26 protein-coding genes are annotated in these 25,061 nt (G+C 66.8%); 13 read left to right on the forward strand and 13 right to left on the reverse strand.

Features of this window, described 5'->3' with window-relative positions; genetic code table 11:
- Positions 1-105 precede the first annotated feature (105 nt).
- Positions 106-1,092: a DMT family transporter gene (locus tag ACO06P_RS00895; protein ID WP_420348132.1), complete on the forward strand. Its 987-nt coding sequence runs from the start codon at positions 106-108 to the stop codon at positions 1,090-1,092.
- Here the strand turns inward: ACO06P_RS00895 and ACO06P_RS00900 are convergent.
- Complete coding sequence (locus ACO06P_RS00900; RefSeq protein WP_420348133.1) at positions 1,089-1,772, reverse strand: RraA family protein; 684 nt, start codon at positions 1,770-1,772, stop codon at positions 1,089-1,091. The genes ACO06P_RS00895 and ACO06P_RS00900 overlap by 4 nt on opposite strands.
- An 89-nt stretch (positions 1,773-1,861) precedes the next feature.
- Here ACO06P_RS00900 and ACO06P_RS00905 point away from each other — a divergent pair, with 89 nt between their 5' ends.
- From ACO06P_RS00905 to ACO06P_RS00915, 3 genes are read left to right on the forward strand one after another with little or no spacing between them, the layout of a single operon-like run.
- Positions 1,862-3,466: a gamma-glutamyltransferase family protein gene (locus ACO06P_RS00905; protein WP_420348134.1), complete on the forward strand. Its 1,605-nt coding sequence runs from the start codon at positions 1,862-1,864 to the stop codon at positions 3,464-3,466.
- Between the two features lie 26 nt (positions 3,467-3,492).
- Positions 3,493-4,722, forward strand: coding sequence for an MFS transporter (locus ACO06P_RS00910; protein ID WP_420348135.1), 1,230 nt, complete (start codon positions 3,493-3,495; stop codon positions 4,720-4,722).
- A complete protein-coding gene (locus ACO06P_RS00915; RefSeq protein WP_420348136.1) occupies positions 4,719-5,204 on the forward strand; it encodes a GNAT family N-acetyltransferase in 486 nt (161 codons plus the stop codon). Before ACO06P_RS00910 ends, ACO06P_RS00915 begins: the two co-directional genes overlap by 4 nt.
- A gap of 20 nt (positions 5,205-5,224) precedes the next feature.
- On the opposite strand, the gene ACO06P_RS00920 is transcribed toward ACO06P_RS00915, so the two are convergent.
- Positions 5,225-5,698 carry an Lrp/AsnC family transcriptional regulator gene (locus ACO06P_RS00920; RefSeq protein ID WP_420348137.1) on the reverse strand — a complete coding sequence of 158 codons (474 nt, stop codon included), beginning with the start codon at positions 5,696-5,698 and terminating at the stop codon, positions 5,225-5,227.
- Positions 5,699-5,852: 154 nt separating this feature from the next.
- Between ACO06P_RS00920 and ACO06P_RS00925 the strand changes: the two genes are divergently transcribed.
- Positions 5,853-6,683 (forward strand): PhzF family phenazine biosynthesis protein, encoded by an 831-nt coding sequence (locus ACO06P_RS00925; RefSeq protein WP_420348138.1) that lies wholly within the window; start codon positions 5,853-5,855, stop codon positions 6,681-6,683.
- An 84-nt stretch (positions 6,684-6,767) separates the two neighbouring features.
- Positions 6,768-7,211, forward strand: coding sequence for a DUF3574 domain-containing protein (locus ACO06P_RS00930; RefSeq protein WP_420348139.1), 444 nt, complete (start codon positions 6,768-6,770; stop codon positions 7,209-7,211).
- Between the two features lie 18 nt (positions 7,212-7,229).
- On the opposite strand, the gene ACO06P_RS00935 is transcribed toward ACO06P_RS00930, so the two are convergent.
- The 11 genes from ACO06P_RS00935 to ACO06P_RS00985 all read right to left on the reverse strand — a co-directional run bounded on the left by ACO06P_RS00935 (position 7,230) and on the right by ACO06P_RS00985 (position 16,662).
- Positions 7,230-7,862, reverse strand: a complete 633-nt coding sequence (locus tag ACO06P_RS00935) for a DUF7002 family protein (RefSeq protein ID WP_420348140.1) — start codon at positions 7,860-7,862, stop codon at positions 7,230-7,232.
- Between the two features lie 7 nt (positions 7,863-7,869).
- Positions 7,870-8,319 carry a GFA family protein gene (locus ACO06P_RS00940; RefSeq protein ID WP_420348141.1) on the reverse strand — a complete coding sequence of 150 codons (450 nt, stop codon included), beginning with the start codon at positions 8,317-8,319 and terminating at the stop codon, positions 7,870-7,872.
- A gap of 294 nt (positions 8,320-8,613) precedes the next feature.
- Positions 8,614-9,177: a sugar O-acetyltransferase gene (locus tag ACO06P_RS00945; RefSeq protein ID WP_420348142.1), complete on the reverse strand. Its 564-nt coding sequence runs from the start codon at positions 9,175-9,177 to the stop codon at positions 8,614-8,616.
- A 31-nt stretch (positions 9,178-9,208) separates the two neighbouring features.
- Positions 9,209-9,982: an HpcH/HpaI aldolase family protein gene (locus tag ACO06P_RS00950; protein ID WP_420348143.1), complete on the reverse strand. Its 774-nt coding sequence runs from the start codon at positions 9,980-9,982 to the stop codon at positions 9,209-9,211.
- Positions 9,979-11,502, reverse strand: coding sequence for a tripartite tricarboxylate transporter permease (locus tag ACO06P_RS00955; RefSeq protein ID WP_420348144.1), 1,524 nt, complete (start codon positions 11,500-11,502; stop codon positions 9,979-9,981). The genes ACO06P_RS00950 and ACO06P_RS00955 overlap by 4 nt, the downstream gene beginning before the upstream one ends.
- A gap of 11 nt (positions 11,503-11,513) precedes the next feature.
- Positions 11,514-11,996, reverse strand: coding sequence for a tripartite tricarboxylate transporter TctB family protein (locus tag ACO06P_RS00960; protein ID WP_420348145.1), 483 nt, complete (start codon positions 11,994-11,996; stop codon positions 11,514-11,516).
- A 146-nt stretch (positions 11,997-12,142) separates the two neighbouring features.
- Entirely contained in the window at positions 12,143-13,126 is a 984-nt protein-coding gene (locus ACO06P_RS00965) for a tripartite tricarboxylate transporter substrate binding protein (protein ID WP_420348146.1), read from the reverse strand.
- Between the two features lie 185 nt (positions 13,127-13,311).
- Complete coding sequence (locus ACO06P_RS00970) at positions 13,312-14,532, reverse strand: D-alanyl-D-alanine carboxypeptidase family protein (RefSeq protein WP_420348147.1); 1,221 nt, start codon at positions 14,530-14,532, stop codon at positions 13,312-13,314.
- 192 nt (positions 14,533-14,724) lie between these two features.
- Complete coding sequence (locus tag ACO06P_RS00975) at positions 14,725-15,654, reverse strand: 2-hydroxyacid dehydrogenase (RefSeq protein ID WP_420348148.1); 930 nt, start codon at positions 15,652-15,654, stop codon at positions 14,725-14,727.
- Positions 15,655-15,658: 4 nt separating this feature from the next.
- A complete protein-coding gene (locus ACO06P_RS00980) occupies positions 15,659-15,982 on the reverse strand; it encodes an EthD family reductase (RefSeq protein WP_420348149.1) in 324 nt (107 codons plus the stop codon).
- Entirely contained in the window at positions 15,979-16,662 is a 684-nt protein-coding gene (locus ACO06P_RS00985) for a TetR/AcrR family transcriptional regulator (RefSeq protein WP_420348150.1), read from the reverse strand. The genes ACO06P_RS00980 and ACO06P_RS00985 overlap by 4 nt, the downstream gene beginning before the upstream one ends.
- Positions 16,663-16,846: 184 nt before the next feature.
- Between ACO06P_RS00985 and ACO06P_RS00990 the strand changes: the two genes are divergently transcribed.
- The 7 genes from ACO06P_RS00990 (at position 16,847) to ACO06P_RS01020 (ending at position 24,943) form a co-directional block, all read left to right on the forward strand.
- Positions 16,847-18,196, forward strand: coding sequence for an NAD(P)-dependent oxidoreductase (locus ACO06P_RS00990; protein WP_420348151.1), 1,350 nt, complete (start codon positions 16,847-16,849; stop codon positions 18,194-18,196).
- Between the two features lie 43 nt (positions 18,197-18,239).
- On the forward strand, positions 18,240-19,517 hold the full coding sequence (gene preA / locus ACO06P_RS00995) for an NAD-dependent dihydropyrimidine dehydrogenase subunit PreA (protein WP_420348152.1): 1,278 nt from the start codon (positions 18,240-18,242) through the stop codon (positions 19,515-19,517).
- Positions 19,518-19,610: 93 nt separating this feature from the next.
- Positions 19,611-20,849 (forward strand): Zn-dependent hydrolase, encoded by a 1,239-nt coding sequence (locus tag ACO06P_RS01000; RefSeq protein ID WP_420348153.1) that lies wholly within the window; start codon positions 19,611-19,613, stop codon positions 20,847-20,849.
- A gap of 73 nt (positions 20,850-20,922) precedes the next feature.
- Entirely contained in the window at positions 20,923-21,783 is an 861-nt protein-coding gene (locus ACO06P_RS01005) for an ABC transporter ATP-binding protein (RefSeq protein WP_420348154.1), read from the forward strand.
- Complete coding sequence (locus tag ACO06P_RS01010; RefSeq protein WP_420348155.1) at positions 21,773-22,699, forward strand: ABC transporter permease; 927 nt, start codon at positions 21,773-21,775, stop codon at positions 22,697-22,699. The genes ACO06P_RS01005 and ACO06P_RS01010 overlap by 11 nt, the downstream gene beginning before the upstream one ends.
- On the forward strand, positions 22,696-23,856 hold the full coding sequence (locus ACO06P_RS01015) for an ABC transporter permease (RefSeq protein WP_420348156.1): 1,161 nt from the start codon (positions 22,696-22,698) through the stop codon (positions 23,854-23,856). The genes ACO06P_RS01010 and ACO06P_RS01015 overlap by 4 nt, the downstream gene beginning before the upstream one ends.
- 85 nt (positions 23,857-23,941) lie before the next feature.
- Positions 23,942-24,943, forward strand: coding sequence for an ABC transporter substrate-binding protein (locus ACO06P_RS01020; protein ID WP_420348157.1), 1,002 nt, complete (start codon positions 23,942-23,944; stop codon positions 24,941-24,943).
- Positions 24,944-25,061: the final 118 nt, after the last annotated feature.

The following is a 25,061-nucleotide window of genomic DNA, read 5'->3' on the forward strand; positions in this document are numbered from 1 at the left end:
AACTATTGGTAATGTTAAACAGCCGAAAGCTCATTTGAAAGAGAAGGGTAGCACGAACCATTCTTTACCAGAACTGATAAATCCACTGTATTCCGGAGCACAACAATGGCGCCAGGCCCTGCCAGCCGCCCCGATGCGACCCTTGTGGGCGTGACCATGATCGTTGCCTCAGTGCTGATGATCTCCTTCGGCGATGCGGTCGTGAAATGGATCAGCGCCGATCTGACGCTCTGGCAGATCTTCGTGACCCGGTCTCTTCTGGCGATCCCCCTCTGCCTGCTTGTTCTGGGAGGGCTTCGTCAGGCTGTCGCGATCGGTCCGGGAAACGCCGGCTGGGTCTTCCTGCGCTGCCTGCTCCAGATGACTATGTGGATCGCGCTCTATGTCTCTTTGCCTCTTCTCAGCCTGCCGGTGGCTGCGGCGGCGATGTATACGGCGCCGCTGTTCATCGCGTTCTTTTCGGCCATCCTGATCGGGGAGCCGGTCGGCCCGAGGCGCGGCCTTGCCATCGCCATGGGGTTCGTCGGCGTTCTGATCGTCGTCAAGCCCGGCAGCGATGCCTTTTCCTATGCGACCTTGCTGCCGATCCTCGCGGCGGTCTGCTACGCGCTGGCGATGATCATCACCCGTGGCAGATGCCAGAACGAAAGCCCCTTCGTTCTGGCGCTGTGCCTGAATGCCATGCTCCTGGCCTCGGGAATGGTTGCGAGCGGTGGCGTCGCACTCCTGGACTTCAGCCCGCAGACGGCGGCGGTGAGCCCTTTCGTGCTTGGCCCCTGGGTAGCCCTGAGTGGGCAGGACTGGGCGCTCATGGCCGTGCTGGCCGTCCTGATCGTCGGGGCAGCGGCGGCTGCCGCCAAGGCCTATCAGTCCGGTCCGCCGGTGATCGTTGCGACCTTCGACTATTCCTACCTGATCTTCGCCATCGTCTGGAGCGCGCTGTTCTTTTCGGAGCTTCCGGACAGGGAGACGCTGGTCGGCATGGCTGTGATCTTCGCTGCCGGGCTGCTGGTCCTGCCGAAGCCAAGGACGCGACCGGACGAGGCACTGCTGAGAGGGCGCGGCGGCGAACGGAAGGGCATGCGGCCCTAAGCCCCGAGTTTGGCCGCCACCATCGCGCTGGCGCCGGTCCGCTCGCCGAGCTTCTCGCCGGCGAGCAGGCGCTTGTGGCCCTCCAGTTCCCCTTCCTGTTTGCCGAGCGCCCAGTCGATATCGCTCTCGGCCTCTGCCGGCGGCATAACCAGCACACCGGAGAAATCGGCGATCAAAAGATCGCCGGGGGTGACCACGGCGCCGCCGCAGCAGACCGGCACGTTGAAACTGCCGCCGATATCGTAAAGCCGGGTGGTGATCGGCGCGACGCCCCGGCACCAGACCGGCAGGGCGAGGTCTTCGATCTCCGGCAGATCGGTGCAGGGGCCATCGATGACGACCCCCGCGCAACCGGTCGCTTTGATGGCCGCCGCCACGCCGCCGCCGAGGCAGGCGTGCTTGTGGTCGCCGAGGCGGTCGATAACCAGAACGTCGCCGGGCCGCAGGAACTGGATCACGTGGTGAAGCAGGGTCGAGTCCTGGCCCGGCAAGGCCAGGGTGACGGCGGTGCCGGCAATGCGTTGCACGGGAAAGGCGCCTGTGGAAAGCACGCCCTGGATCGCCTTGTCGACGAAACCCAGGTGCCTGCGATGGCCGATGGTCGCGGTTTCCGCGCGTGCCGCTTTTTCCAGCAACCCCGCGCTCACCTGTGGCGGCATCTCTCTGATATCATAACTCATCGACTCTCTCCCCCCGGCACCGCCGAACGCATAACGACAAGACCCGCAACGACAAGACCCGCAACGACAAGATAGGGAGCTTAGCCCGCGTGAACGAAAACGTCGAACAATGGCAGGTCCGCAAGCCGGCGGTCTCTTCGCCGGATGGTGCGGTCGCCGCACAGCACTGGATGGCGGCGCGCGCCGGTGCCGCGATGCTGGCGCAGGGCGGCAACGCGGTTGACGCCGCGGTGGCCTGCGCCATGGCCCTCAACGTGGTCGAGCCCTGGATGTGCGGCCTGGGCGGCAGCGGGTTCCTCGTGGTCTGGTTGGCGAAAGACCGGGAAGCGCGGGTGTTCAACTTCCAGGGTACTCTGGCCGAGGCCATCGACCCGGCGGACTACCCGCTGGACCCCGCCGAGCCGGCGTCCCTCATGGGCTATCCGGGGGTCAGGGACCAGGCAAACGTGCGCGGCTACGGCGCCATCACGCTGCCGGGGGCCGTGGCGGGCCTGTCGGCGGCACTGACCGCTCACGGCCGCCTGTCCTGGGCCGAGGTGCTGGCGCCCGGCATCGCGCTGGCGGAACGGGGCCTGCCGGTGGACTGGCACACAACCCTGCAGGTCGCACTGGCGATGGACCTGATCCGCCGGGACCCCGCGGCATCGGCGATTTATCTGCCGGACGGCGCGCCGCCGCTGCCGGAGACCTACCGCCCGCTGCCGGCGCTGACGGCTACTCTCAAGACCTTGGCTGCAGAGGGGCCGCAAAGTTTCTACCAGGGCTCGCTGGCCGAGAAGATCGCGGCCGACCTCAAGGCCGGGGGCTCACGCATTACTATCGAAGACCTGGCGGGCTACACGGTCGAGCAGCACGCGCCGCTCAGCGGCAGCCACCGGGGTGCCGCGATCCATACCGCGGGCGAGACCTCCGGCGGGGCGCGGCTGCTCGACATGCTGGCGTACCTGGAGGACGCGTTCACGCCGGGCGAGGCGGTTGGTCCGGATACCTGGATCGCTTATGCCCGCGGCCTCGATCAGGCCTTCGCCACCCACAAGCGCAAGGTCGGTCTCGCTGCCGCAGGAGCGGAAGAGGGCGGCTGTACCTCCCACATGTCCGCCGTCGATGCCGAGGGCAACATGGTGGCGCTCACCTATACCCTGCTGAACCGCTTCGGCAGCGGTGTCGTCCTGCCCCAGACCGGCATCCTGATGAACAACTCGGTCTCCTACTTCGATCCGCGCCCCGGCAACCCTGTCTCCATGGCCGGCGGGAAGCGGATCAACTCGTCCAACATGTGCCCGACCATTGCCACCCGCGACGGCCAGGCGCTCTTTGCCGTCGGGGCCTCCGGCGCCAACCACATCGTGCCCTGCACCGCGCAGATCACCGCCCTGCTGCTGGACTACGGGATCAGCCTGGAGGAGGCCTTCCACAGCCCGCGCATCGACGCCTCGGCCCGGGGCTCGGTGCGCGTCAACCCGGCCATGGGCACGGACGGGGTGGCCGCACTGGCCAAGGTCTTCGAGCTGGAGGTGGCGCAGTTGATGGTCTTTCCGAAACTCTACTCCTGCCCCTCCGGCGTGCTGCGCGATCCCGAGACCGGCACCTGCTGGGGGGCGTCGGACCCCTCGGCGCCGGCCGCCGGCGCGGCCATACCGGCGCCGTTCAGTCTGACGCCCGAAGGGACGGGGACAACGGCGCCGCGAGCCTAGCGGTTTGAAAACACGGGGTCCGGTCCATGGCTAGAGCGGGAGGCCTTGCGGCGGCGACCGCACACCCGGGCCTGCCGCGCTTGTTGGGCGCGCAGGTGCCGGCGGACTTCGCCGACTGGCTGGACTTCGTAGCCGTCGGTGCGCTGCTGGCCTTTACCTGGCAGCAGGGCCCGATGGCCTTTGCCCTGCTGGCGGCGGCCATGGGGCTGCCCTATGTGCTGATCGGCCCGCTTGCTGGAGCCCTGACCGACCGCGCCGACCTGAAGCGGGTTCTGGTGTTCAGCAACCTCGGCCGCGCGGCAGCCACCTTCGCTGCGGCCTTTGCGCCCAACGCAACGGTGCTTCTGCTGATCGTCTTCGCACGCGGTTGTGCCGATGCCTTCTACACGCCCGCCAAGCAGGCGGCGATCCAGGCTCTGGTACCGGCGCAGGACCTGATGGCGGCCAACGGCATCAGCCATGCCATCAACCAGACCTCCAAGGTTGCCGGCCCGGCCCTGGGCGGCCTGCTGCTGCTGTTCCTGGCGCCCCAGGAAATCCTGCTGGCAAACGCTGCCGTGTCTCTGCTCGCTGCGGCCATGCTGCTGGGGCTGGGCCGGCGGCTGCGCTCCACCATGCCTTCGCACGAGCCGCGCTCGCTGTTCGGCGACGTGCGGGAGGGGCTGGCAGAGTTTCGTCACAAGCCGGCACTGCTGGCCGGCCTCGCGCTCATGGCCATGGGCTACTTCTTTCTCTTTCTCTACGACGCTCTGATCCCGCTTCTGACCCTGGCGCTGCGCTATGACGAGAGCGTCTTCGGTCTGGCGGTTGCGGCGGCGGGGGGCGGCGGCGTCCTGGCCTCGCTGGCGGTCGGCGCCTGGGGCGCCCGGTGCAACCCTTTCGTGCTCATGGGGCTCGGCTACCTGATCTCCGGCCCCCTGGCCATCGGCCTTGGCGTTGCGCCGGGCGCGGCTTTCGATCTGCCCTGGCTGGCTTACATCGGCATCTTCGCGGTCCTGGGCGCGGCGACGGCGGCGGTCGTCGTGCCGTTCCGCACCATCATCCAGATGGAGGCGACGCCGGAGCGGATTGCCAGGGTCACCTCCACCTGCGAGGCAGTGACGGTGAGCGTCATGCTGGTGGCGCCCTTCATCGGCGCAGCCGTTGCGGCGCTTTACTCGGTCGGCGCCGCCTTCATCGCCGGCGGGCTCGCCTTGACTCTGCTGGCGATGGCCGCTTTCTTGGTGGTGCGCCGCCTCGGGAACATGCATCCATGACCGCCACGATCCGCGACGCCACCGCTAAAGACCTGCCGCTGCTGGCCGATCTCAACGACGAGATCCAGCGCCAGCATGCATCAGCCTATCCCGACGACTTTCTCTATCCGGCAGACAAAGGGAAGGTGGAGAGGTTCTTCGCGGCCCTGCTGCGCAACAAGGACAACCGCATCGTCCTCGCGGAGCTGGACGGTGCCGCGGCAGGCTATCTCTGGTACGAGGCCCAGCACCGCCCAGCCAATGCCCTGAAGCCCAGGCTTGCGCGTTTGCTGGTGCACCATCTCTTCGTGCGCCCGGAATTCCGGCGCCGGGGCGTGGCGGCCGTGCTGATGGCTGAGGTGCAGAGCGCGGCGCTGGACGGCGGTTTTCAGGAAATCGCGCTGGACACCTGGGCCAGCAACGAGCGGGCGCAGGCCTTCTTTGCGGCGCACGGATTCGAAGTCTATCGCCTGGCGCTGAGAAAGCCTGCCGGCGGCTCCTGAGCCGCAAAGCTGCCGAAGCATTATCGTCCAACGGGTAGCGGCGGCAGACGGCGCGGCACCGGCGTGGCTTTGACGATGGCGGTGTTGGTCTCCGCCCGGTCGGCGACCGCATCCAGCAGGCCGTCCAGGCTGTCGATGTCCGCGACGCAGAGTCGGGCGATGAAGCAGTCCTCGCCGGTGACCTTGTCGCACTCGACGAACTGGGGAATCTTGCGGATCAGTTCTTCGACCTTGTGCAATTGGCCGGGCAGGGGCTTGATGCGGACGATGGCCTGGAGGCCGTAGCCCAGCGCCTTGCTGTCCAGATCGACGGTGAAGCCGCGCAGCACGCCGACGTCCTCCAGCCGGCGCACCCGCTCGGTCACGCTGGGCGCCGACATGCCGACCCGTCCCGCGAGGTCGCGCATGGAAAGCCGCGCGTTCTCCGTCAGTGCCTCGATCAAGGCGACGTCCACGGCATCCAGGCCGGCGCCTTTCATTTGTAAGGTTTTCATATTCAGAGCCTTCAAGATCAATGATGAAACGAGCCAAACACCTTCGAAAGACCCTGTAAAGGCCGAAGCGCCGGGGCTACGGTTGGCGTTCTCTCCCGGGCGCCGGCGAGCCCCCGGGACCCTTCATTTCTGATCGCTCAAAAGGACTGCAGCCATGGACGTGCTCCGCATTGCCGCTTTCTCCAAGGGGCCCGAAGGGGGCAATCCGGCCGGGGTGGCCATCGGCGACGCCCTGCCGGAGACCGCGGAGATGCAGCGCATCGCCGCCGAGGTCGGCTTTTCCGAGACCGCCTTTGCGGCACCCGACGGCGAGGGCTGGCGGGTGCGCTACTTCTCGCCGGAATCCGAGGTGCCGTTCTGCGGCCATGCAACCATCGCCCTCGGCGCGGCGCTGGCAATGCAGCAGGGCGACGGCGTTTTCCCGCTGACCCTGAACGAGGCGGAGATCACGGTCGAGGGGCGCCAGAACGGCGGCGCGGTCTCTGGCGCGCTGCAGTCGCCGCCGACCCGCAGCCGGCCCCTCGATGAAGACCTGCTTGAACGCAGCCTCGCGCTGTTCGGCCTGACTCACGATGACCTCGACCCGCGTATTCCGCCGGCTTTTGCCGAAGCCGGGGCGACCCACATCGTGCTGGGCCTGAAGGAGCGGGTGACGTTGGCCGCCATGTCCTACGACCTGGATGCCGGGCGCAAGCTGATGAACGACGCGGGCCTCGTCACCATCGCGCTGGTCCATGCCGAGGGCGAGCAGCGCTTCCATGCCCGCAACGCCTTCGCCTCCGGCGGCGTGCTGGAAGATCCGGCCACCGGCGCGGCGGCGGCGGCCCTGGCGGGCACCTTGCGCGACATCGGCTGGCCCCACGGCGGGCGTATCGAGATCTTCCAAGGGGAGGACATGGGCGCGCCCTCGCACCTGATCGTGGAGATCCCCGGGGAGCGGGGCAGTTCCATCCGGGTGTCCGGCAGTGCGCGCGTCATGACCTGACTGCTCAAGCGCGCGTCAAGATCTTGCCGCGCCGCCCCAGGATCGGGCTATAGTTGCCGTCTCACCGCAAAGGAGACAGCACCGATGAGCCTGCCGCGCTTCTTCACTTTTGCCTTTTTGCCCGCCGTGCTCCTGGCGGTCGCCGTTGTCGTTGCACCCGCGCCCAGCGTGGCCCAGGTCGCCATGCCTGCCTGCCAGACCGACTACCTCTCCATGGCGCGGCTGGAACTCTACTTCGGCACCACGAAGAAAGACGGCTCGACGGTGAGCGACGCGGCCTGGGGCAACTTCCTGGACGAGGAGGTGACGCCGCGCTTTCCCGACGGCCTCACGGTGCTGCGCGGCTACGGCCAGTGGCGCAACAGCCAGGGCGTCATCGCCAAGGAAGGCTCCATCGTTCTGGTGATCCTCTACTTCCCGTCGGAGGAAAGCGAGACCAAGATCGAGGACATCCGCGCCGCCTACAAAGACCGCTTCGACCAGGAAAGCGTCATGCGCGTCGACAGCGCGAACTGCGTGTCGTTCTAGCTCTGCGGCGGTGACGCCTTAGGGCGCAAGGCGGACGTCGAGCAGGAAGTCGGCGGCCCGTGGCACGGCGTTGTCGACCGTCACTTCCAGAATGCGGTCGGAGCGGCCTCTGAGCCGGCGCCACTGAGGGTAGCTGTAGTCCTTGGCCCGGGAAAAGGTGGCAAGTCCGCGGCGGGCCGCCCGGCGCAGGGTGGCGCCGGAGTTGATGGGGCTGAGACAGAGGCTGTCGATGTGGGCCTCGGCGAGACGGTGCGTGTCGAAGATCAGCACCTCCCGCTGCCGTCCCCGGTTCATGCGTGCCCCCAACAGCCGTTGCAGGCCGGCTTCGTCGGCCCAGAAGAAGACCTTGGCGTTCAGGATGCCCAGCCAGTCCGCCGGCGTCAGCCCGTCGTCGAGGCAGGTCCGCAGCGCCTTCTCGGAGAGCGGCAGGTTGTCGTTCAGGACGGCGGTGCCGTGTTCGGGGTGATGCAGCGGGACGGCCTCCGGCCGCCGGGTCGTTGCCAGCCGTTCCCGCTCCGCCGCCGGAACATCGAAACGCTCGAGCAGTGCCCGCGTGGACAAGAGGCCGTGCCGCCGGATGCTTTCATGCGCGCCTGGCTCGGTCACATGGAACAGGCGCGGATGCCGCTCCGCCAGTTCTTCTGGGGTCAACGGCCGGCTACCCGCACTTGCGTGTGGCCGGGTCGCCGAAGGCTGCGGCGCGCCGTCGGGACGTGGCGTCAAGGCGGGGCAGGGTATCGGCCATCTCCACCCAGGGCAGCTTGAGCGGCCAGAAGGAATGGGCCTGGGGCGGAAAGCGCTCCGGATGATCCATGAAGCCGATGCAGAGGTGGACCTCGCCGGGTAGGCCCGCGTCGCAATAGCCGATCGACGTGCCGCAGTCGGCGCAGAAGCTGCGTTCGATCCCTCTTGTCTTCGAGAAGGTTTTGGGCGTGCCGCGGGTGAAGCGCAGTTGATCCGACCGGTAGCCGATCCAGACCGTCAGGGGGCTGCCGATGGCGCGGCGGCAATCGTCGTCGTGATCGTAGACGATCCAGATGGGTTCGCCGCGCAGCTCCGCGGCAATCGCGCCGCAGAAGCAGGCTCCGGTTTCGATCCGTTCGGTCATGGTGATGCTCCCTCTGCCGCTGGGCGGGTCGGCATGACTGTAGTCCAGACAGACCCGACGTTCCCCCCTTTGCTGCCGGCGCGGACAACAGGCAACCAGCGGGGCGTGCAACTCACCCCCCACCCATCCTCCCCCCATCAAGGGGGGAGGGGCGTTCTCTGCGCCGCTGCTACAGTATCCCCCTCCCCCTTCGATGGGGGAGGGTTGGGGTGGGGGTGACACCCGCTCCGCCAAAAGCCTCCTACTGCTGAGCTTTCGTTTTCCTGTTCCGTACCGAACCGTGTAGCCGAGGGCTCAGTCCGTCACTTTTTTCACCGGCCGCGCCGGGTTGCCGACCACCACGGTGTTTGCCGGCACGTCCTTCACCACCACCGATCCGGCGCCGACGACCGCGTTCTCCCCGATGGTGACACCGGGCAGGAGGACGGCGGCGCCGCCGACCCAGACGTTGCGGCCCAGGGTGATCGCCGCCGTGGTCTCGACGCCGGTCGCCCGTTCGACCGGGTCGAGCGGGTGGATCGCGGTGTAGATCTGCACCGCCGGGCCGAGCATGGTCTTGGACCCGATCTCCACCCGCCCGCAGTCGAGGATTGCACAGCCGGCGTTGATATAGACGTCGTCGCCGAGGAAGAGGTTGACGCCATAGGCGCAGTGAAACGGGGTTTCGATAAAGACGTTGCGGCCCACGCCGCCCAGGGCCGCGCGCAGGGCCGGGGTCAGGCCCGCGTCCTCGTCTCCCACCGCGTGGTTGTGGACATGCAGCGCCTTGCGGATGTTCGCGCGTAGGTCCCGCAACTCGGGATCGGAGATGTTGTAGTGCAGGCCGGCCAGCGCCTTTGCCCGTTCGCTCATGGTCATGGCGGCATGCTCGCCGATAGCGACGTCCTGCTCAACTGCCGATCAGCCGCACCGCCTCCGGGATCTTCGCGGCCTCCGCCTGCAGGCCGGAGAGCAGGGCGCCGACGTCCGAGACGCCCATGACCAGGCTGTAACCCTGGTCGAAGAGGGCCTGGACGCCGGCGTCCGCCCGCGGCACGGAACCGAGGGCGAGGCCCCTGGCCTTGGCGGCGGCTTCGATCTTCGCGATGGCGGCCAGAACCTCCGGACCGTCGGTCTCCCCCAGGCGGCCGACGGCGCCGGAGAGGTCGTAGGGGCCGATGAACAGCATGTCGATGCCCTCGATGGCGGCGATGGCCTCCAGGTTTCCCATCGCCTCCCGGGTCTCGATCTGCACCATGATGGTGAGGGTCTCGTGCGCCCAGTCGGAATAGCCCGCGCGCTGCCCGTAACGCGAGGCGCGCACCGTGCGCGCAAAGCCGCGGCGGCCGTGGGGCGGATAGCGGCAGGCGGCGACGGCGGCCTCTGCCTCCTCGGCGGTGTTGATCTGCGGAATCAAGAGGCCGCTGGGCCCAAGCTCCATGATGCGCTTCAGGTAGATCGGATCGCCTGAGGGTACGCGGATGATGACTTCGCCGCCGCCCGCCTCGATGGCCCGCATCATCGCGAGCGTCGTCTCCAGGTCCGCACCGGCGTGCTCGTTGTCGATCAGCGCCAGAGAAAAGCCCGCGTTCACCAGGGCTTCGGCCACGTTGGCCGAGGCGAACTGCAGCCAGGCCCCGTAGGTGGGCGTCTTGGAGGCCATGCGTTTCTTGAGTGCGCTCATGAAGGGTTCTCGCTTTCGCTTTGTTTTGTTTGTCTTTTATTCCTCATCGCACGCAGCAGCGGCGCGAGGCAGAGATAGAGCCACAGCGCCACGGTGACGGCGCCCAGGCCGGCGGCGATGGGGCGGCTGAAGAAGCCCAGCAGGTCGCCCTCGGTCTTGATCATGGTGATAAGGAAGTTCTTTTCGATCACCTTGCCCAGCACGATGCCGAGGATCGCCGGGGCGATGGGGATGTCGTTGCTCTCCATGAAATAGGCCAGCAGGCCGAGCACCAGCATGATGCCGATAGAGAAGGTGGTGTTGTCGACGGCGAAGGCGCCGAGGATGGAGAACACCAGGATCAGCGGCATGAGGACGCGCTTGGGGATGGTCAGCACGTGGCGGGCGAGACGGATCGCCAGGCTGCCCAGCGGCAGCAGCAGCAGGTTGGCGATGATGAAGGCGAGAAAGATCGCGTAGACCAAATCGCCGTCGGTCTGAAAGACGCGCGGGCTCGGCGTGATGCCCTTCAGCATCAGCACGCCGATGGCAATGGCCGTAACGGAGTCGCCGGGGATGCCGAAGACCAGCGCCGGCGTCCAGGCGCCGGCGACGGCGGAGTTGTTGGCGGAACCGGCATCGACGATGCCTTCCTCATACCCCTTGCCGAACTTCTCGGGCTTCTTGGAGAAGCGCTTGGAGATGCTGTAGGCGATCCAGGCGGCGATGTCGGCGCCGGCGCCGGGCAGGGCGCCCAGCACGTTGCCCAGCAGGCTGGAGCGGATGATGTTCAGCCAGTAGCGCCGGACCGTGCCGACCATGTAGCCGAAGAGGGACCCGATCGGCGAGACCCGGCTTTCCGTCTGCAGGTCCGTGGTCACGGTCCGCAGGACCTGGCTCAGGGCGAACATACCGATCATGGCGGGGATGAAAGAGACGCCGTCCAGCAGATCGATCGCCCCGAAGGTGAAGCGCGGATGGCCGGTGGCGATATCGATCCCCACGGTTGAGATCATCAGGCCAATGAGCAGAGAGAGGGCGGAGCGCACCACCGATCCGCCCGATACCATGACCGCAGAGGTGAGCCCCAGGCAGCCGAGCCAGAAGTACTCCATGGAGGAGAAGCGCACGGCCACGCCGGCCAGCTGGTTGGCGAAGAGCGTCAGCAGCAGCACGCCGATGATTCCGCCGATGGCCGCCGTCACCAGGCTCGCCCCCAGCGCCTTCTCGCTTTCGCCGCGCTGGGTCAGAGTGAAGGCTTCGTCCACATAGGCGGCGGAGGCGGGGGTGCCTGGAATGCGCAGCAGGGCGCCGGGAATGTCGCCGGCGAAGATGGCCGTTGCCGTGGTGGTGACGATGGCGGCCACCGCCGGCACGGGGTCGAGGAAAAAGGTGATGGGCACCAGCAGCGCCACCGACATGGTGGCCGTGAGCCCGGGGATGGAGCCGACAAAGAGCCCGTAGAGCGCGGACAGGAGGATCGTCAGCAAGACCTCAAACGTGAAAACCGAAGTAAGGGCGGCGGCGAGGGCTTCGGGCATCGTCGCGCGGCCTAGAACAGCAGGGTTTCGACGAGGCCGCGCGGCAGCGGCACCCGCAGCAGCCAGGTGAAGCCGAAATGCAGGGCAAAGGGCAGGCCGAGCGCCAGCGCGAGTGTGATCGTCCAGCCCGCCGCCAGCACCCGCAGCAGGAAGACCAGCAGCAGCGCCAGGGCGAGCAGAAAGCCCAGGGGCTTCACCAGGGCGATGAAGGCGACAGTGCCGATCACGACGGCGCCGGCCCGCAGCAGGGCTTTGCGCCGCCGCAGGGCCGGCTCGATGGTGAGGGCCGGGCCAGCGGTTCCCGAAAGCCGCGCGCGCAGGTCGGCGGCGATCAGCACGAGCCCGCAGAGACAGAATCCGATGCCGATGATGATCGGGAAGAACTCCGGCCCGTAGGCCATGCCGGCCATGACCGGGAAGCTTGCAGCTTCCAGGATGATCGCGAGGCCGACGACCCCGGCCAGCAACCCGAGCGGAAGGTCCCCCAGTTTCATGCGCCGGCGTCCTCTGTCATTGCAGGGGTCATTGCAAGCTTGTGTTGCGGGCCTTCAGTCTTGCAGGCCCGCCCGGATTGAAAACATAAAGGAAAGGGGGCCGCCGGAGCTTTCGCCCGCGGCGGCCGCGTTCTCGCGGTGGGTCGCTACTGCGTCAGCCCGATCGCCTTCATGGTGGCGCCCAGGTTGTCGGAAGTGGCCGCCATCATGGTGGTCAGATCGGCACTGCCCATCTTCACCACTTCGGCCCCGCGGGAAGCCTTGAAGTCGGCCCAGTCCTGCGTCTCGAAGGCCTCCAGGGCTGCCTTCTCGTAGCTGCAGGCGATTTCCTCCGGCAGGCCCTTGGGACCGCTGATGCTGATGAAGGCGGCCAGGGTCCAGCCCGACTTCAGCAGTTCCTTGGTGGTCGGGACCTCCGGCAGCGCGCCCATGCGGCTGTCGTGCATGTAGGCCAGCGCCTTCAACTCGCCGGACTCGATCAGGGCCTTGCCCTCGGAAAGGGCGGGCGTGGCAACGTCGACGCCGCCGGCAATCAGTTCCTGCATGGCCGCGGCCGCGCCGTTGGAGGGCACCCAGCGGATCGCCGCCGGGTCCATGCCTTCGGAGTTCAGCATGCCGGCCAGGGCGAGGTGCCAGATGCCGCCCTGGGCGGTGCCGGAGCCGGTGAGCTTGCCGGGGTTGGCCTTGGCGTAGGTCAGGAGGTCGTTGAGGCTGTTGAACTCCGAATCCTTGGCGACCAGCACGCTGGAAGGAACGATGTCCACCAGGGCGATGGGCGTGATGTCGGTGTGGTTCAGCTCGGTCAGGCCCGCGTGATGCATGGTGGTGATCTCCACCGTGGCCGCGCCGATGGTGTAGCCGTCCGGCTCCGCCGTGGCGATGGCGCTGTGGCCGACGACGCCGTTACCGCCGGTGCGGTTGACGACGTTGAAGGGCACGCCGAAGTGCTTTTCCAGCATGCTGGCGAGCATGCGCGAATTGGCGTCGGTGCCGCCGCCGGCGCCCCAGGGCACGACGTAGGTGACCGGCCTTTCCGGCGTCCAGTCGCAGGCCGCAAAGGCAGCCCCCGCCGACAGCAGGGCCGCGGCGGCCGTTGCCATGATCACACCGGTGGTTCGAAGCATCCGCATGGTTTCCTCCCGAATTGTTATGTGGACCTGAACAGGGACTTGAGGGTGGCCGGCCGGACGGTTCGTTGGGCTGCCGTCCTAAGTGCTTGGGACACCAGGGAACAATGCTAGTGAGGCCTTGCCGCTTTGGCAATTGCCGCGACGATCAGATGGCGGCGGAAGCTGGGATGGATCAGCGCCCGCGGCTAGCGCCAGAGCGTATCCGGATTGTTCAGCAGCTTGGGCGGGACCGCCAGGCAGTAGTGGCCGAGGCTCCAGAGGTGTTTGCAGGCCTCCCCGGCGTCGCGCTGGTTCAGATCGACCAGCAGGGCGGTGTAAAGCTGTGGATCGTGGCGCAGCTTTGCGATCACCGCCGGGCGTCCGCGCCGGGTGACCTCCTTCAGGGACTGGCGGTGCCCCTTGATGACCGCATTGGCCTGGGCCTTGCTGCCGAAGGACCCGAGCACGAGGCCCCAGCCCGGCAGCTTGCCGTCGGTGGGGGCGGTGCCGACCGCCGGGGCCACAGCGCACTGCCCGCCGGGCAGCACATAGGGAACGGCGGCGGTCGGCGTGGCGGGCAGCGAACCGAGGGTCCCGGCGTCGGCGTCCGGCGAAGGCGCAGCGAAGGCCGCGTTCATCAGCTTGGTCATGCGGGCGTTGCGGACACCGCTGGTCTTGCCGCCCAGAACCACGGCAATCACCCGCCGTCCGTCGCGCTCCGCCGTGCCGATCAGGTTGTAGCCGGAGCCGCAGGTGAAGCCGGTCTTGAAGCCGTCGGCGCCGGGGTAGCCGACCATCCAGCCGTTGGTGGTGGGCCGCGCGCGGCGGTTCAGCATGAACTGGGTCTTGGAAAAGCGCGCGAAGTGCTGCGGGAAGGTGTTCAGCTGTGCACGCGCCAGGATTGCCATGTCCTTGGCGGTGGTGACCTGCATCGGGTCCGGTAGACCGGAAGCGTTCTTGAACACCGTCCGGCGCATGCCGAGCGCGCGGGCCTTACGGGTCATGGCGGTGGCGAAAGCCTCCTCGCTGCCGCTCACCGCTTCGGCCAGGGCCACCGCCGCATCGTTCGCGGAGCGCACGATCATGGCGTCCAGCAAGAGATCGACGCGCACCTGCTTGCCGGCGCCGAGGCCCAGCTTGGTCGGCGACTGGCCGGCGGCGTGCTTGGAAACCGGGACCTTCTGGTCGAGCGCCAGGCGGCCGTCCGCCAGCGCCTCGAAGACCATGTAGGCGGTCATGACCTTGGTGAGGGAGGCGGGATACCAGAGGTGGGTGGCGTTCTCGGACTGCAGGACCGCAGCGCTCTCCGCCTCGATCACCAGGACGGCGCCCTTCGGAAGCTCGGCACGGGCCGGATTGGTCGCCAGCGCGGGGGAAATGCAGGCAAGCGCGGCAAGCAGCAGCGCCCATCGCCTCCATCCCGACATGTCTTCCCCCGATCCGCCCGCGTTGGGTCACAGATAAATGCGTATCTCAGATAAGATAGTACGTCGGCGGATCAACGAGAAGGTTCACCAAAGGTCTACTCTGTTCGGCGTAGGGAGCAGGGCGATGATACACAATTTTCCTTCCAGATCAATCGCCTGAGCGTCTGACTTAAGAAGATACTTCCGCCCGAATTAGTACCCCTGTTCCAGATCGACCAGATCGGGGACCGGCTGGCCGGCGCGGAAGCGGCGGATGTTCTCCGCGATCACCTTGGCGCCGGCTTCGGGGTCGATGAGGCTGGCGATATGGGGCGTCAGCAGCACCTTGGGATGGGTCCAGAAAGGGTGGTCTTCCGGCGGCGGCTCCTGATGCAGGACGTCCAGTGTGGCGCCGGAGAGCTGCCCGCTGTCCAGCGCGGGGATCAGGTCTTCTTCGACCAGATGGCCGCCGCGTCCGACGTTGATGACCGCCGCGCCCTCCGGCAGTCGTGCGAAGAGGTCCTTGTTCAGAACACCCTCGGTCGCCGGGGTGAGGGGCAGCAGGCAGACGAGGATCTCTGACAGCGGCAGCAGTTCGGCGAGCCCGGCTTCGCCGTGATGGCAGACAATCCCGTTCAGGTTTTTCGGGCGCCGCGACCAGCCATGGACGGCGAAACCGATCCCCGACAGGGTGCGCGCCACCTCGGCGCCCATGTTGCCGAGGCCCAGGACGGCGACGTGACGCTCCGGCGCCGGCGGCGTGATGATCTGGTCCCAGGCCTTGCGCTGCTGCGCGGCCTGGATGTCCGGCAGGCGGCGGTGGTGGCGCAACACGTGGAGCGCGACGTATTCGCGCATACGCTGGCGCAGGTCGTCGCCGACCGTGCGGATGATAGGCAGGTGTTTGGGCAGTTCCGGGTCCACCAGCACATGGTCGATGCCGGCGCCCATGGAGACGACGCACTTCAGATTGGGAAAGGTCTTGAGCCCACCGGGCGGCGGCTTCCAGACCACGGCGTACTCCACATCGGCCTTGTCGCCGGGCGTCTCCCAGTCGCGGCAGTCGACGTCGGGAAGTAGGCCTTGCAGCTTTTCCCGCCACCACTCGGCACGGGCATTGCCGACGCGCACCACCAGGGCCATCAGATCATGCCTCCGAAGGGAAGGGTGGCTCGAAGGGATGCTCGCGCACCACGAAACGCTTGCGCAGCTTCACATGGGCCAGGGAGTCGGCGGCTACGGCCTTGCCCAGGTCGGTGCTGTAAGCACTCAGCATGGCCTCCTCGCTGTCGAACCAGAGCTCGCTGAAGCCGTCGAAGTCGTCCTCCGGGTCGGCGGCGATGTTTGCCTGATAGCGGCGCAGCCCCGGCAGCTTCAGCACCATGGGCAGATGCTCCTTCAGCAGCCAATCGGCAAAGGCATCCGCCGAGAGTTCGTCCTTGCGTTTCAGCAGCTCCACCGCCTTGATCATTCCGTTGCACCCCGATAGCTCAGCCCGCAACCGCGCAGCACCATGCGCACCACGGTCTCGGCGGCTGTGTCGTAGTCCTTGGCGGCGAGCTGGCGGCGGCCGACCAGGGCGCTCACCTGCACCTCGAAATCGGCATAGTGCTGGGTTGCCGCCCAGATCACCGAGAACAGGTGGACGGGGTCCACCGGCTCGATCTTGCCCTGGCGCACCCAGCTCTCCAGCACCTTCGACTTCGCGGCCACCAGGCTTTTCAGGTCGCTCTTCAGGAAGTCGCCGGTGTGCTTGGCGCCGCGGATCATCTCGTTGGCGTAGACCCGCGAGGCGAGGGGGCGCTCGCGCGAGTGGCGGATCTTGGCGCGGATGTAGTCCGCCAGAGCTTCGGCCGGATCGCTGTCTTCCGTCAGCCGGTCCAGTTCGCCCAGCCAGAGCGTCAGGATGTCGTCGAGCACGGCGCGGTAGAGCGCCTCCTTGGTGCCAAAGTAGTAGTGGACGTTGGCCTTGGGCAGGCCGGCGCGCTTGGCAATGGCCGCCGTGGTGGCGCCGCGGTAGCCCTGCTCGGCGAAGATCTCCTCGGCAGCCTTCAGAATGAGGGCCCGGTTGCGCAGCCGGATATGTCCGGGGGCGGTTTCCTCTTTTTCGGCCTCTTTAACCGGGCCTTCTTTTGCTGCCGTTTCGCTCATCGGCCTTCTTTGTTTTCCTATCGCGTCTTTCGAACCGACCGTTCGCACGCACCAGGATAGCGCAAAACCTGACCAACTGGTCAAAATTAATTGACCGCTTGGTCAAGGCAAGGCTACAGTCATCCTCAACAAAGAAGCAATACGCCGGAAGTGCGTAAGCAGGCAAATGATCGGGGAGATCAGGATGGGTAACCAACCGGACATTGCGGCCGGCCGCTTGACCGATTCCGATTACGCGGAGAACTTCAGCGACGTGCATCCGCCGCTGGACCGCAAGGCGGCGCTCATCGAGTCGAGCCGCTGCTACTTCTGTTACGACGCGCCCTGCATCGAGGCCTGCCCCACCGGGATCGATATCCCGAGCTTCATCCGCAAGATCTCGACAGACAACGTGCGCGGCGCGGCGCAGGACATCCTGGACGAGAACATCATGGGTGGCGCCTGCGCGCGGGTCTGCCCCACGGAGGTGCTCTGCCAGGAGGCCTGCGTGCGCAACACGCAGGAACACAAGCCGGTGCAGATCGGCCTGCTGCAACGCTATGCCACCGATGCAGTGATGGACGACGCGGCGCACCCCTTCCAGCGCGCCGAAGCGACGGGCAGGCGGGTTGCCATCGTGGGCGCCGGGCCGGCCGGGTTGTCCTGCGCGCACCGTCTGGCGATGCACGGCCATGACGTGGTGATCTTCGAGGCCAAGGCCAAGGCCGGCGGACTCAACGAATACGGCATCGCGGCCTACAAGGTGCCTGAGGACTTCGCCCACCGCGAAGTGGATTTCATCCTGGAGATCGGCGGCATCGAGATCCGCAACGACCAGGCCCTTGGGCGCGATATCTCCCTGGCCGACCTGCGCCGCGACTATGACGCGGTCTTCCTGGGCATGGGCCTTGGCGGCGTGCGGGCGCTTGGGCTGGAAGGCGAGGATCTGGAGGGCGTCCACAACGCCGTCGACTTCATTTCCGATCTGCGCCAGAGCGAGAACCTGGCCAGTCTGCCGGTGGGCCGTAAGGTGGTGGTGATCGGCGGCGGCAACACCGCCATCGACATCGCCGTCCAGACCAAGCGCCTGGGCGCGGAGGACGTCACCCTGGTTTATCGCCGGGGCCCCGAGGCCATGTCGGCGACCGGGCATGAGCAGGAGTTCGCCCAGGTCAACGGGGTGAAGATCAAGCACTGGGCGCAGCCGCGCGAGATCCGGGGCGCCCACGGGCACGTCACCGACGTGGTCTTCGAGTATACACAGCTTGATGGCGACGGGCGCCTCAGCGGCACCGGCGATGCCTTCAGCGTGCCCGCGGACATGGTGTTCAAGGCCATCGGCCAGGAGATGCTCCCGCTGCCGCAGGCGAACGGGAGCAGCGCGCTTTTGGAGATGGATGGCGCCTGCATCGCGGTCAACGACGAGCGCCAGACCTCGCTGCCCGATGTCTGGGCCGGCGGCGACTGTGTGGCCGCCAGCGAGGACCTGACGGTTGCCGCCGTGCAGGACGGCAAGCTCGCGGCGGAGTCCATCAATCGTTTTCTGCGGTCCTGAAGCGACCGCAAGCAGGAAGGGCTGCGGCCCGGGAGGCAAGGACATGGCTGACATTCGTTGCGACATCGCCGGTGTAAAGTCCCCCAATCCCTTCTGGCTGGCCTCGGCGCCGCCGACGGACAAGGAGTACAACGTCGTCCGCGCCTTTAAGGCCGGCTGGGGCGGCGTGGTCTGGAAAACCCTGGGCGAGGACCCGCCTGTTGTGAACGTCTCCTCGCGCTACGGGGCCATGACCTACAACGGCACCCGCATGGCCGGCTTCAACAACATCGAACTGATCACCGATCGGCCCCTCGATGTGAACCTGCGCGAGATCAAGCAGGTGAAGCGCGACTGGCCCGACCGGGCCATGGTGGTCTCGCTGATGGTGCCCTGCGAGGAGGAGAACTGGCGCAACATCCTGAAGCAGGTGGAAGAGACAGAGGCCGATGCGGTGGAGTTGAACTTCGGATGCCCGCACGGCATGTCGGAGCGCGGCATGGGCTCCGCCGTCGGCCAGGTGCCGGAATACATCGAGATGGTGACCCGCTGGTGCAAGAAGCACAGCCGCATGCCGGTCTTCGTGAAGCTGACCCCCAACGTCACCAATGTGCTGGGGCCGGCGCGGGCGGCCAAGGCAGGCGGGGCCGATGCGGTCTCCCTGATCAACACCATCAACTCCATCATGTCCGTCGACCTCGACATGATGGCGCCGACGCCGACGGTTGGCGGCAAGGGCAGCCACGGCGGCTACTGTGGCCCGGCGGTGAAGCCCATCGCCATGCACATGGTGGCAGAGATCGCCCGCGACCCTGAGTGCGCCGGCCTGCCGATCTCCGGCATCGGCGGCATCAGCGACTGGCGCGATGCGGCAGAGTTCATGAGCCTTGGCGCCGGCTCCGTTCAGGTCTGCACGGCGGCCATGCACAAGGGCTTCAAGATCGTCGAGGACATGATCGACGGCCTCGGCTACTGGATGGACGGCAAGGGTCATGCGGCGCTGGACGACTTCCGCGGCGCTGCGGTGCCCAACGTCACCGATTGGCAGTATCTGGACCTCAACTTCGAGACCGTCGCCAAGATCGACCAGGACCTCTGCATCCAGTGCGGCCTCTGCCATATCGCCTGTGAGGATACCTCCCACCAGGCCATCGCGGCGCAGAAGGATAACGGCGCGCGACGCTACGAGGTGATCGACGCCGAGTGCGTCGGCTGCAATCTCTGCATGCACGTCTGCCCGGTGGAGGGCTGCATCTCCATGGTCGAGGTGGACAACGGCAAGGATTACATGAACTGGACCCAGGACCCGCGCAACCCGATGAACCAGAAGGCGGCAGAGTAAGGCCGGTACAGTAAGCCTGGGGGCGAAGAACACATCCGCCGGCCCGCCCGATGGCGGCCGAACGGGACGAAGAGTGCAGGGGGACAGACTGCAATGACCTTGAAGAACCTCACGGTCAATCAGGACCGCTTGTGGGACTCCTTGATGGAGATGGCCCGGATCGGACCGGGCGTGGCCGGCGGTAACTGCCGCCTGGCCCTGACCGACTTCGACCGCGAGGGGCGCGATCTCTTCGTGCGCTGGTGCCAGGACGCCGGCTGCACCATCACCGTCGACAAGATGGGCAACATCTTCGCGCGGCGCCCGGGCAGCGATCCCTCCCTGCCGCCGGTCGCCACCGGCAGCCACCTGGACACCCAGCCGACCGGCGGCAAGTTCGACGGTGTCTTCGGCGTGCTGGCGGGCCTGGAGGTGATCCGCACCCTGAACGACCACGGCATCGAGACCGCGGCGCCGGTCGAGGTCTCAGTCTGGACCAACGAGGAGGGATCGCGCTTCGCCCCGGCCATGGTCGCCTCCGGCGTTTTCGCCGGGGTCTTCGATCTAGACTATGGCCATTCCCGTGCCGACGTCGATGGCAAGACCATCGGCGCGGAGCTGGAGCGCATCGGCTACCTGGGCGAGGAGACGCCAGGCGAGCATCCGATGAAGGCTTTCTTCGAGGCCCACATCGAGCAGGGGCCGATCCTGGAGGCGGAGGAAAAGACCATCGGCGTGGTCACCGGCGCCCAGGGCCAGCGCTGGTTCGAGGTGACGCTGACGGGGTCCGAATCCCATGCCGGGACCACACCGATGAACCGCCGCAAGGATGCGCTGGTCGCTGCCTCCAAGCTGGTGACGGCGATCAACGAGATCGCCCTGGCCCATCCGCCCCATGCCGTCACTACGGTCGGCATGATGCAGGTGAGCCCCAATTCGCGGAACACCATCCCCGGCTCGGTCTTCATGACCGTCGACCTGCGCCATCCCGACGACGACACGCTGAGCCAGATGGAAAGCGAACTGCGCGCCGCCTGCGCCGGGATCTGCGATCCGGTGGGCGTCGAAGCGGAGATCGAGAACATCTGGTATTCGCCGCCGATCGCCTTCGACGCGGACTGCGTCGCGGCGGTGAAGAAGGCGGCGGGGGCGGCCGGCTACGGCAACATGGACATTATCTCCGGTGCCGGGCATGACGCCTGCTACATCAGCCGGGTGGCGCCCACCGCCATGATCTTCGTGCCCTGCGAGGACGGGGTCAGCCACAACGAGAGCGAATCGGCCACGCCGGAGGACCTGGCGGCGGGCTGCAACGTTTTGCTGCATGCCATGCTGGAGCGGGCTAGTGCTTGACCTTTCCGGGCGAACAGGCCGGAATAGCGCAAAGCCCCCACAGGCAAGAGGGATGTGAGAGGGGCATGACAGGATGGCGCTAGAGGCGGCGATGCAGCAGGAAGCGGGGGCAGCGGCAAGGGAAGAGGGTGCGGAGCACCGGTCACAAAGCCGGTCCCGGCCGGTCATCGACGTCCAGAACCTCTCCCTGACCTTCGAGACCGCGGACGGGCCGGTCTATGCGCTGTCGGAGGTCGATCTCACCGTCAACGCCGGCGATTTCGTCTCCTTCATTGGTCCTTCCGGCTGCGGCAAGACCACCCTGCTGCGGGTGATCGCCGATCTGGAGCGCCAGACCGCGGGCAATATCAGCGTGAATGGCGTCTCGCCCCACGAGGCGCGCCAGGCCCGCGCCTACGGCTATGTCTTCCAGGCGCCGGCGCTCTATCCCTGGCGCACGGTGGAGCGCAACGTCATGCTGCCGCTGGAAATCATGGGCATGAGCAGCGCCGAGCGGCGCGAACGCGCGGCGCGCTATCTCGACCTGGTGAACCTGAAGGGCTTCGAGAAGAAGTTCCCCTGGCAGCTTTCGGGCGGTATGCAGCAGCGAGTCTCCATCGCCCGGGCGCTGTCCTTCGAGCCGGACCTGCTGTTGATGGACGAACCTTTCGGCGCGCTGGACGAGATCACCCGCGATCACCTGAACGAGCAACTGCTGCGCCTCTGGGAGCGCACGGGCAAGACGGTGATCTTCGTCACCCACTCGATCCCCGAGGCGGTGTTCCTCTCCTCCAAGATCGTCGTCATGTCGCCGCGCCCAGGGCGCATCATCGACATCATCGACTGCAACCTGCCGCCGGACCGCACCCTCGACAGCCGCGAGAGCAAGGACTTCGCGGAGATCGCGCACCGTGTGCGCGAGGGGTTGCGGGCCGGGCACAGCTATGACGACTGAGGCTCTCGGCGCTCCGCCACGATCCTCGCCCGGACTCCTGTCCCGGGTCTTCGCAGGCCGCAGCGGACCCCTTGCGGTGGTCTGCCTGGCGATCTTCGCGCTCTGGTACCTGGGCACGGTCTGGCTGAACGCGCCCCTGTTGATTGACCGCTACGAGCGCCAGGGTGAAGACTGGTCCATCACCCGCCTGGCCGAAGACGCCATGGCCATGGAGCGCCCGGTGTTGCCGGCGCCGCATCAGGTCGCGGTGGAGCTGAACAAGTCGATCTTCCAGCGCAACGTGACCTCCAAACGCAGCCTCGTCTACCACGGCTGGGTGACCCTTTCCTCGACCCTGCTGGGCTTTGCCATGGGCACCTTGCTGGGTATCGTGCTCGCCGTCGGCATCGTCCATGTGAACACCCTGGACCGCAGCCTGCTGCCCTGGGTGATCGCCTCCCAGACCATTCCGATCCTTGCCATCGCGCCGATGATCATCGTGGTGCTGGGCAACATCGGTTTCACCGGGCTGGTGCCGAAAGCGCTGATTTCCATGTACCTCTGCTTCTTCCCGGTGACCATCGGCATGGTGAAGGGCCTGCGTTCGCCCGATCCGCTGCAGATGGACCTGATGCGCACCTACAGCGCCAGCACGGGCCAGGTGTTCCGTAAGCTGCGCTGGCCCTCGTCGATCCCCTTCCTCTTCGCCAGCTTGAAGGTCGCCATCGCCATCTCCCTGGTTGGCGCCATCGTGGGTGAACTGCCGACCGGCGCCTCGGCAGGTATCGGCGCGCGGCTGCTGGTGGGGTCCTACTACGGCCAGACCGTGCAGATCTGGGCGGCGCTGCTGACCGCCGCGGCCATGGCCGGCCTGCTGGTGGCGGCCGTGGGCATGATCGAGCGGCTGGTACTGCGGCGCACGGGGGTCCGTCCATGATGCGGCGGGCCTGGAAGGAAGAGGGCGCCTGTCTCCTGGCCCTGTTGTGTTTCGCTGTCTCGCTTCTTCTGCCGGTCGGTCAGGACGTGCTCGGCAACAGCGTGGCCTGGCTGGCGGAGCCCGGTCTCCTGCTTGGTCTCGGCATAGCCGCCTTGGCCGCAGTGGGCCAGGCGGCGCTGGCGCTGCGCGGCCTCGCGGTCGGCTTGGTCCTGCTCATGGCCTGCGTCGCCGGCGCCTGGGTTCCGCTTGCGGCCATCAGCCGACAGTTCGCCGTTCTGGGCGCCGAAGCGCCGGTCGGGCTTCAGGGGATGGGGGTCTGGATCTTCGTTCTCGGGCTGGGCTTTCTGGTCTGGCGCACCCTCGGGCTGCTGTCGGAAGCCGCGGGCAAGGGCGACAGCAAAGGCTTCGCCGCGCTGCTGGTGCCCGGCCTCTTCGGCGCCTGGCTGATCTATCTCTGGCAGGTCGGTGTCACCGGCTTCGGCGTGCCGACGGTGCTGCTGCCCTCGCCGGAGCGCATCGCGGCCATCTTCATGGTCTCCACGGATACTCTGATCGCCGATTTCTACCAGACCTTCATCAAGTCGGTGCTGACCGGTTTCCTGATGGGCTGTGGCAGCGGCTTCCTGGTAGCGATCCTGGTGGACCGGGTGCCCTTCCTGCAGCGCGGCCTGCTGCCGCTCGGCAACTTCGTCTCGGCCCTGCCCATCGTCGGTGTCGCGCCGATCATGGTGATGTGGTTCGGCTTCGACTGGCAGTCCAAGGCGGCGGTCGTCGTTATCATGACCTTCTTCCCGATGCTGGTGAACACCATCACCGGTCTCCACGCCACTCAGGCGATGGAGCGCGACCTCATGCGCTCCTACGGGGCGAGCTACCTGCAGACCCTGGTGCGGGTCAGGTTGCCCAACGCCTTGCCCTTTATTTTCAACGCCCTCAAGATCAACTCGACGCTGGCGCTGATCGGCGCCATCGTGGCGGAGTTCTTCGGCACGCCGATCGTCGGCATGGGCTTCCGGATTTCGACCGAGATCGGCCGCATGAACGTGGAGATGGTCTGGGCCACCATCGCCGTGGCGGCCGTGGCCGGATCGCTGTTCTACGGGCTGTTGGCCCTGGCCGAGCGGGCCGCGACGTTCTGGCATCCCTCCTATCGATAAGGAAGGAAGACCAAGGATTTGGGATGCGTTTAGGGAGAGAAACCTCAAGAGCAAGAAACGAGTCTCAGAGAAGAGGAGAGGCAAGATGAGAAAGCTGATTTCACTGGCGGCGGGGGCGGGCCTGCTGCTGACGGCCGGGACGGCGGCGGCGGCCGACGAGGTGACGCTGCAGTTGAAGTGGGTGACCCAGGCGCAGTTCGCCGGCTACTTCGTCGCCCAGGACAAGGGCTTCTATGAGGAAGCCGGGCTCGACGTCACCATCAAGCCGGGCGGGCCGGACATCGCCCCGCCGCAGGTGATCGCCGGCGGCGGCGCCGATGTGATCATCGACTGGATGCCCTCGGCCCTGGCGTCGCGGGAGAAGGGCGTGCCGCTGGTGAACATCGCCCAGGTCTTCAAGAAGTCGGGCATGATGCTGACCTGCCGCAAGGACAGCGGTATCACCTCGCCGGCGGATTTCAAGGGCCGCACCCTGGGGGTCTGGTTCTTCGGCAACGAGTACCCCTTCCTCTCCTGGATGGCGAAGCTCGGCCTGCCGACCGACGGCGGGCCCGAGGGCGTGACGGTGCTGAAGCAGGGCTTCAACGTCGACCCGATCCTGCAGAAACAGGCCGACTGCGTCTCCACCATGACCTACAACGAGTACTGGCAGATCATCGACGCCGGGCTTAGCGCCGACGACCTCATCGTCTACAAGTACGAGGACCAGGGCGTCGCGACCCTGGAGGACGGCCTCTACGTTCTGGAAGAGAACCTTCAGGACCCGGCCTTCGTCGACAAGATGGCGCGCTTCGTGGCCGCCTCCCTGAAGGGCTGGGACTATGCCAAGAACAACGTCGAGGAAGCTGCCGACATCGTGCTGGAAAACGACGAGACCGGCGCCCAGACCGAGAAGCACCAGCGGCGCATGATGGGCGAGATCGCCAAGCTGCTGGAAGGCTCGGCCAAGGGCCTCGGCTATCTGGAGCCGGGCGACTACGACCGTACGGTGGACACGCTGCTTGCCAATGCGTCGACGCCCGTCATCACCAAGAAGCCGGAAGGCGCCTGGACCCACGCGGTCTGGGAAAAGGCCAACGGGATGTAAATCCCGCAGCATAGAGGGGTGGGTTTGGGGGAGCGCTGTGGCGCTCCCCCGTTTTCTTTAAGGCTTCGCATCCTTCGAGACGCGGTCCTCTGGACCGCTCCTCAGGATGAGGACATGG

The organism is Pelagibius sp. (assembly GCF_965227505.1).
Taxonomy (GTDB): domain Bacteria; phylum Pseudomonadota; class Alphaproteobacteria; order Kiloniellales; family Kiloniellaceae; genus Pelagibius.

What these genes read in the sequence shown, in the direction of transcription:
- ACO06P_RS00895 (WP_420348132.1), top strand. Translation starts at nt 106, where the DNA reads ATGGCGCCAGGCCCTGCCAGCCGCCCCGATGCGACCCTTGTGGGCGTG.
- ACO06P_RS00900 (WP_420348133.1), bottom strand. Translation starts at nt 1,772, where the DNA reads ATGAGTTATGATATCAGAGAGATGCCGCCACAGGTGAGCGCGGGGTTG.
- ACO06P_RS00910 (WP_420348135.1), top strand. Translation starts at nt 3,493, where the DNA reads ATGGCTAGAGCGGGAGGCCTTGCGGCGGCGACCGCACACCCGGGCCTG.
- ACO06P_RS00915 (WP_420348136.1), top strand. Translation starts at nt 4,719, where the DNA reads ATGACCGCCACGATCCGCGACGCCACCGCTAAAGACCTGCCGCTGCTG.
- ACO06P_RS00920 (WP_420348137.1), bottom strand. Translation starts at nt 5,698, where the DNA reads ATGAAAACCTTACAAATGAAAGGCGCCGGCCTGGATGCCGTGGACGTC.
- ACO06P_RS00925 (WP_420348138.1), top strand. Translation starts at nt 5,853, where the DNA reads ATGGACGTGCTCCGCATTGCCGCTTTCTCCAAGGGGCCCGAAGGGGGC.
- ACO06P_RS00930 (WP_420348139.1), top strand. Translation starts at nt 6,768, where the DNA reads ATGAGCCTGCCGCGCTTCTTCACTTTTGCCTTTTTGCCCGCCGTGCTC.
- ACO06P_RS00940 (WP_420348141.1), bottom strand. Translation starts at nt 8,319, where the DNA reads ATGACCGAACGGATCGAAACCGGAGCCTGCTTCTGCGGCGCGATTGCC.
- ACO06P_RS00945 (WP_420348142.1), bottom strand. Translation starts at nt 9,177, where the DNA reads ATGACCATGAGCGAACGGGCAAAGGCGCTGGCCGGCCTGCACTACAAC.
- ACO06P_RS00950 (WP_420348143.1), bottom strand. Translation starts at nt 9,982, where the DNA reads ATGAGCGCACTCAAGAAACGCATGGCCTCCAAGACGCCCACCTACGGG.
- ACO06P_RS00955 (WP_420348144.1), bottom strand. Translation starts at nt 11,502, where the DNA reads ATGCCCGAAGCCCTCGCCGCCGCCCTTACTTCGGTTTTCACGTTTGAG.
- ACO06P_RS00960 (WP_420348145.1), bottom strand. Translation starts at nt 11,996, where the DNA reads ATGAAACTGGGGGACCTTCCGCTCGGGTTGCTGGCCGGGGTCGTCGGC.
- ACO06P_RS00965 (WP_420348146.1), bottom strand. Translation starts at nt 13,126, where the DNA reads ATGCGGATGCTTCGAACCACCGGTGTGATCATGGCAACGGCCGCCGCG.
- ACO06P_RS00970 (WP_420348147.1), bottom strand. Translation starts at nt 14,532, where the DNA reads ATGTCGGGATGGAGGCGATGGGCGCTGCTGCTTGCCGCGCTTGCCTGC.
- ACO06P_RS00975 (WP_420348148.1), bottom strand. Translation starts at nt 15,654, where the DNA reads ATGGCCCTGGTGGTGCGCGTCGGCAATGCCCGTGCCGAGTGGTGGCGG.
- ACO06P_RS00980 (WP_420348149.1), bottom strand. Translation starts at nt 15,982, where the DNA reads ATGATCAAGGCGGTGGAGCTGCTGAAACGCAAGGACGAACTCTCGGCG.
- ACO06P_RS00985 (WP_420348150.1), bottom strand. Translation starts at nt 16,662, where the DNA reads ATGAGCGAAACGGCAGCAAAAGAAGGCCCGGTTAAAGAGGCCGAAAAA.
- ACO06P_RS00990 (WP_420348151.1), top strand. Translation starts at nt 16,847, where the DNA reads ATGGGTAACCAACCGGACATTGCGGCCGGCCGCTTGACCGATTCCGAT.
- preA (WP_420348152.1), top strand. Translation starts at nt 18,240, where the DNA reads ATGGCTGACATTCGTTGCGACATCGCCGGTGTAAAGTCCCCCAATCCC.
- ACO06P_RS01000 (WP_420348153.1), top strand. Translation starts at nt 19,611, where the DNA reads ATGACCTTGAAGAACCTCACGGTCAATCAGGACCGCTTGTGGGACTCC.
- ACO06P_RS01005 (WP_420348154.1), top strand. Translation starts at nt 20,923, where the DNA reads ATGGCGCTAGAGGCGGCGATGCAGCAGGAAGCGGGGGCAGCGGCAAGG.
- ACO06P_RS01010 (WP_420348155.1), top strand. Translation starts at nt 21,773, where the DNA reads ATGACGACTGAGGCTCTCGGCGCTCCGCCACGATCCTCGCCCGGACTC.
- ACO06P_RS01015 (WP_420348156.1), top strand. Translation starts at nt 22,696, where the DNA reads ATGATGCGGCGGGCCTGGAAGGAAGAGGGCGCCTGTCTCCTGGCCCTG.
- ACO06P_RS01020 (WP_420348157.1), top strand. Translation starts at nt 23,942, where the DNA reads ATGAGAAAGCTGATTTCACTGGCGGCGGGGGCGGGCCTGCTGCTGACG.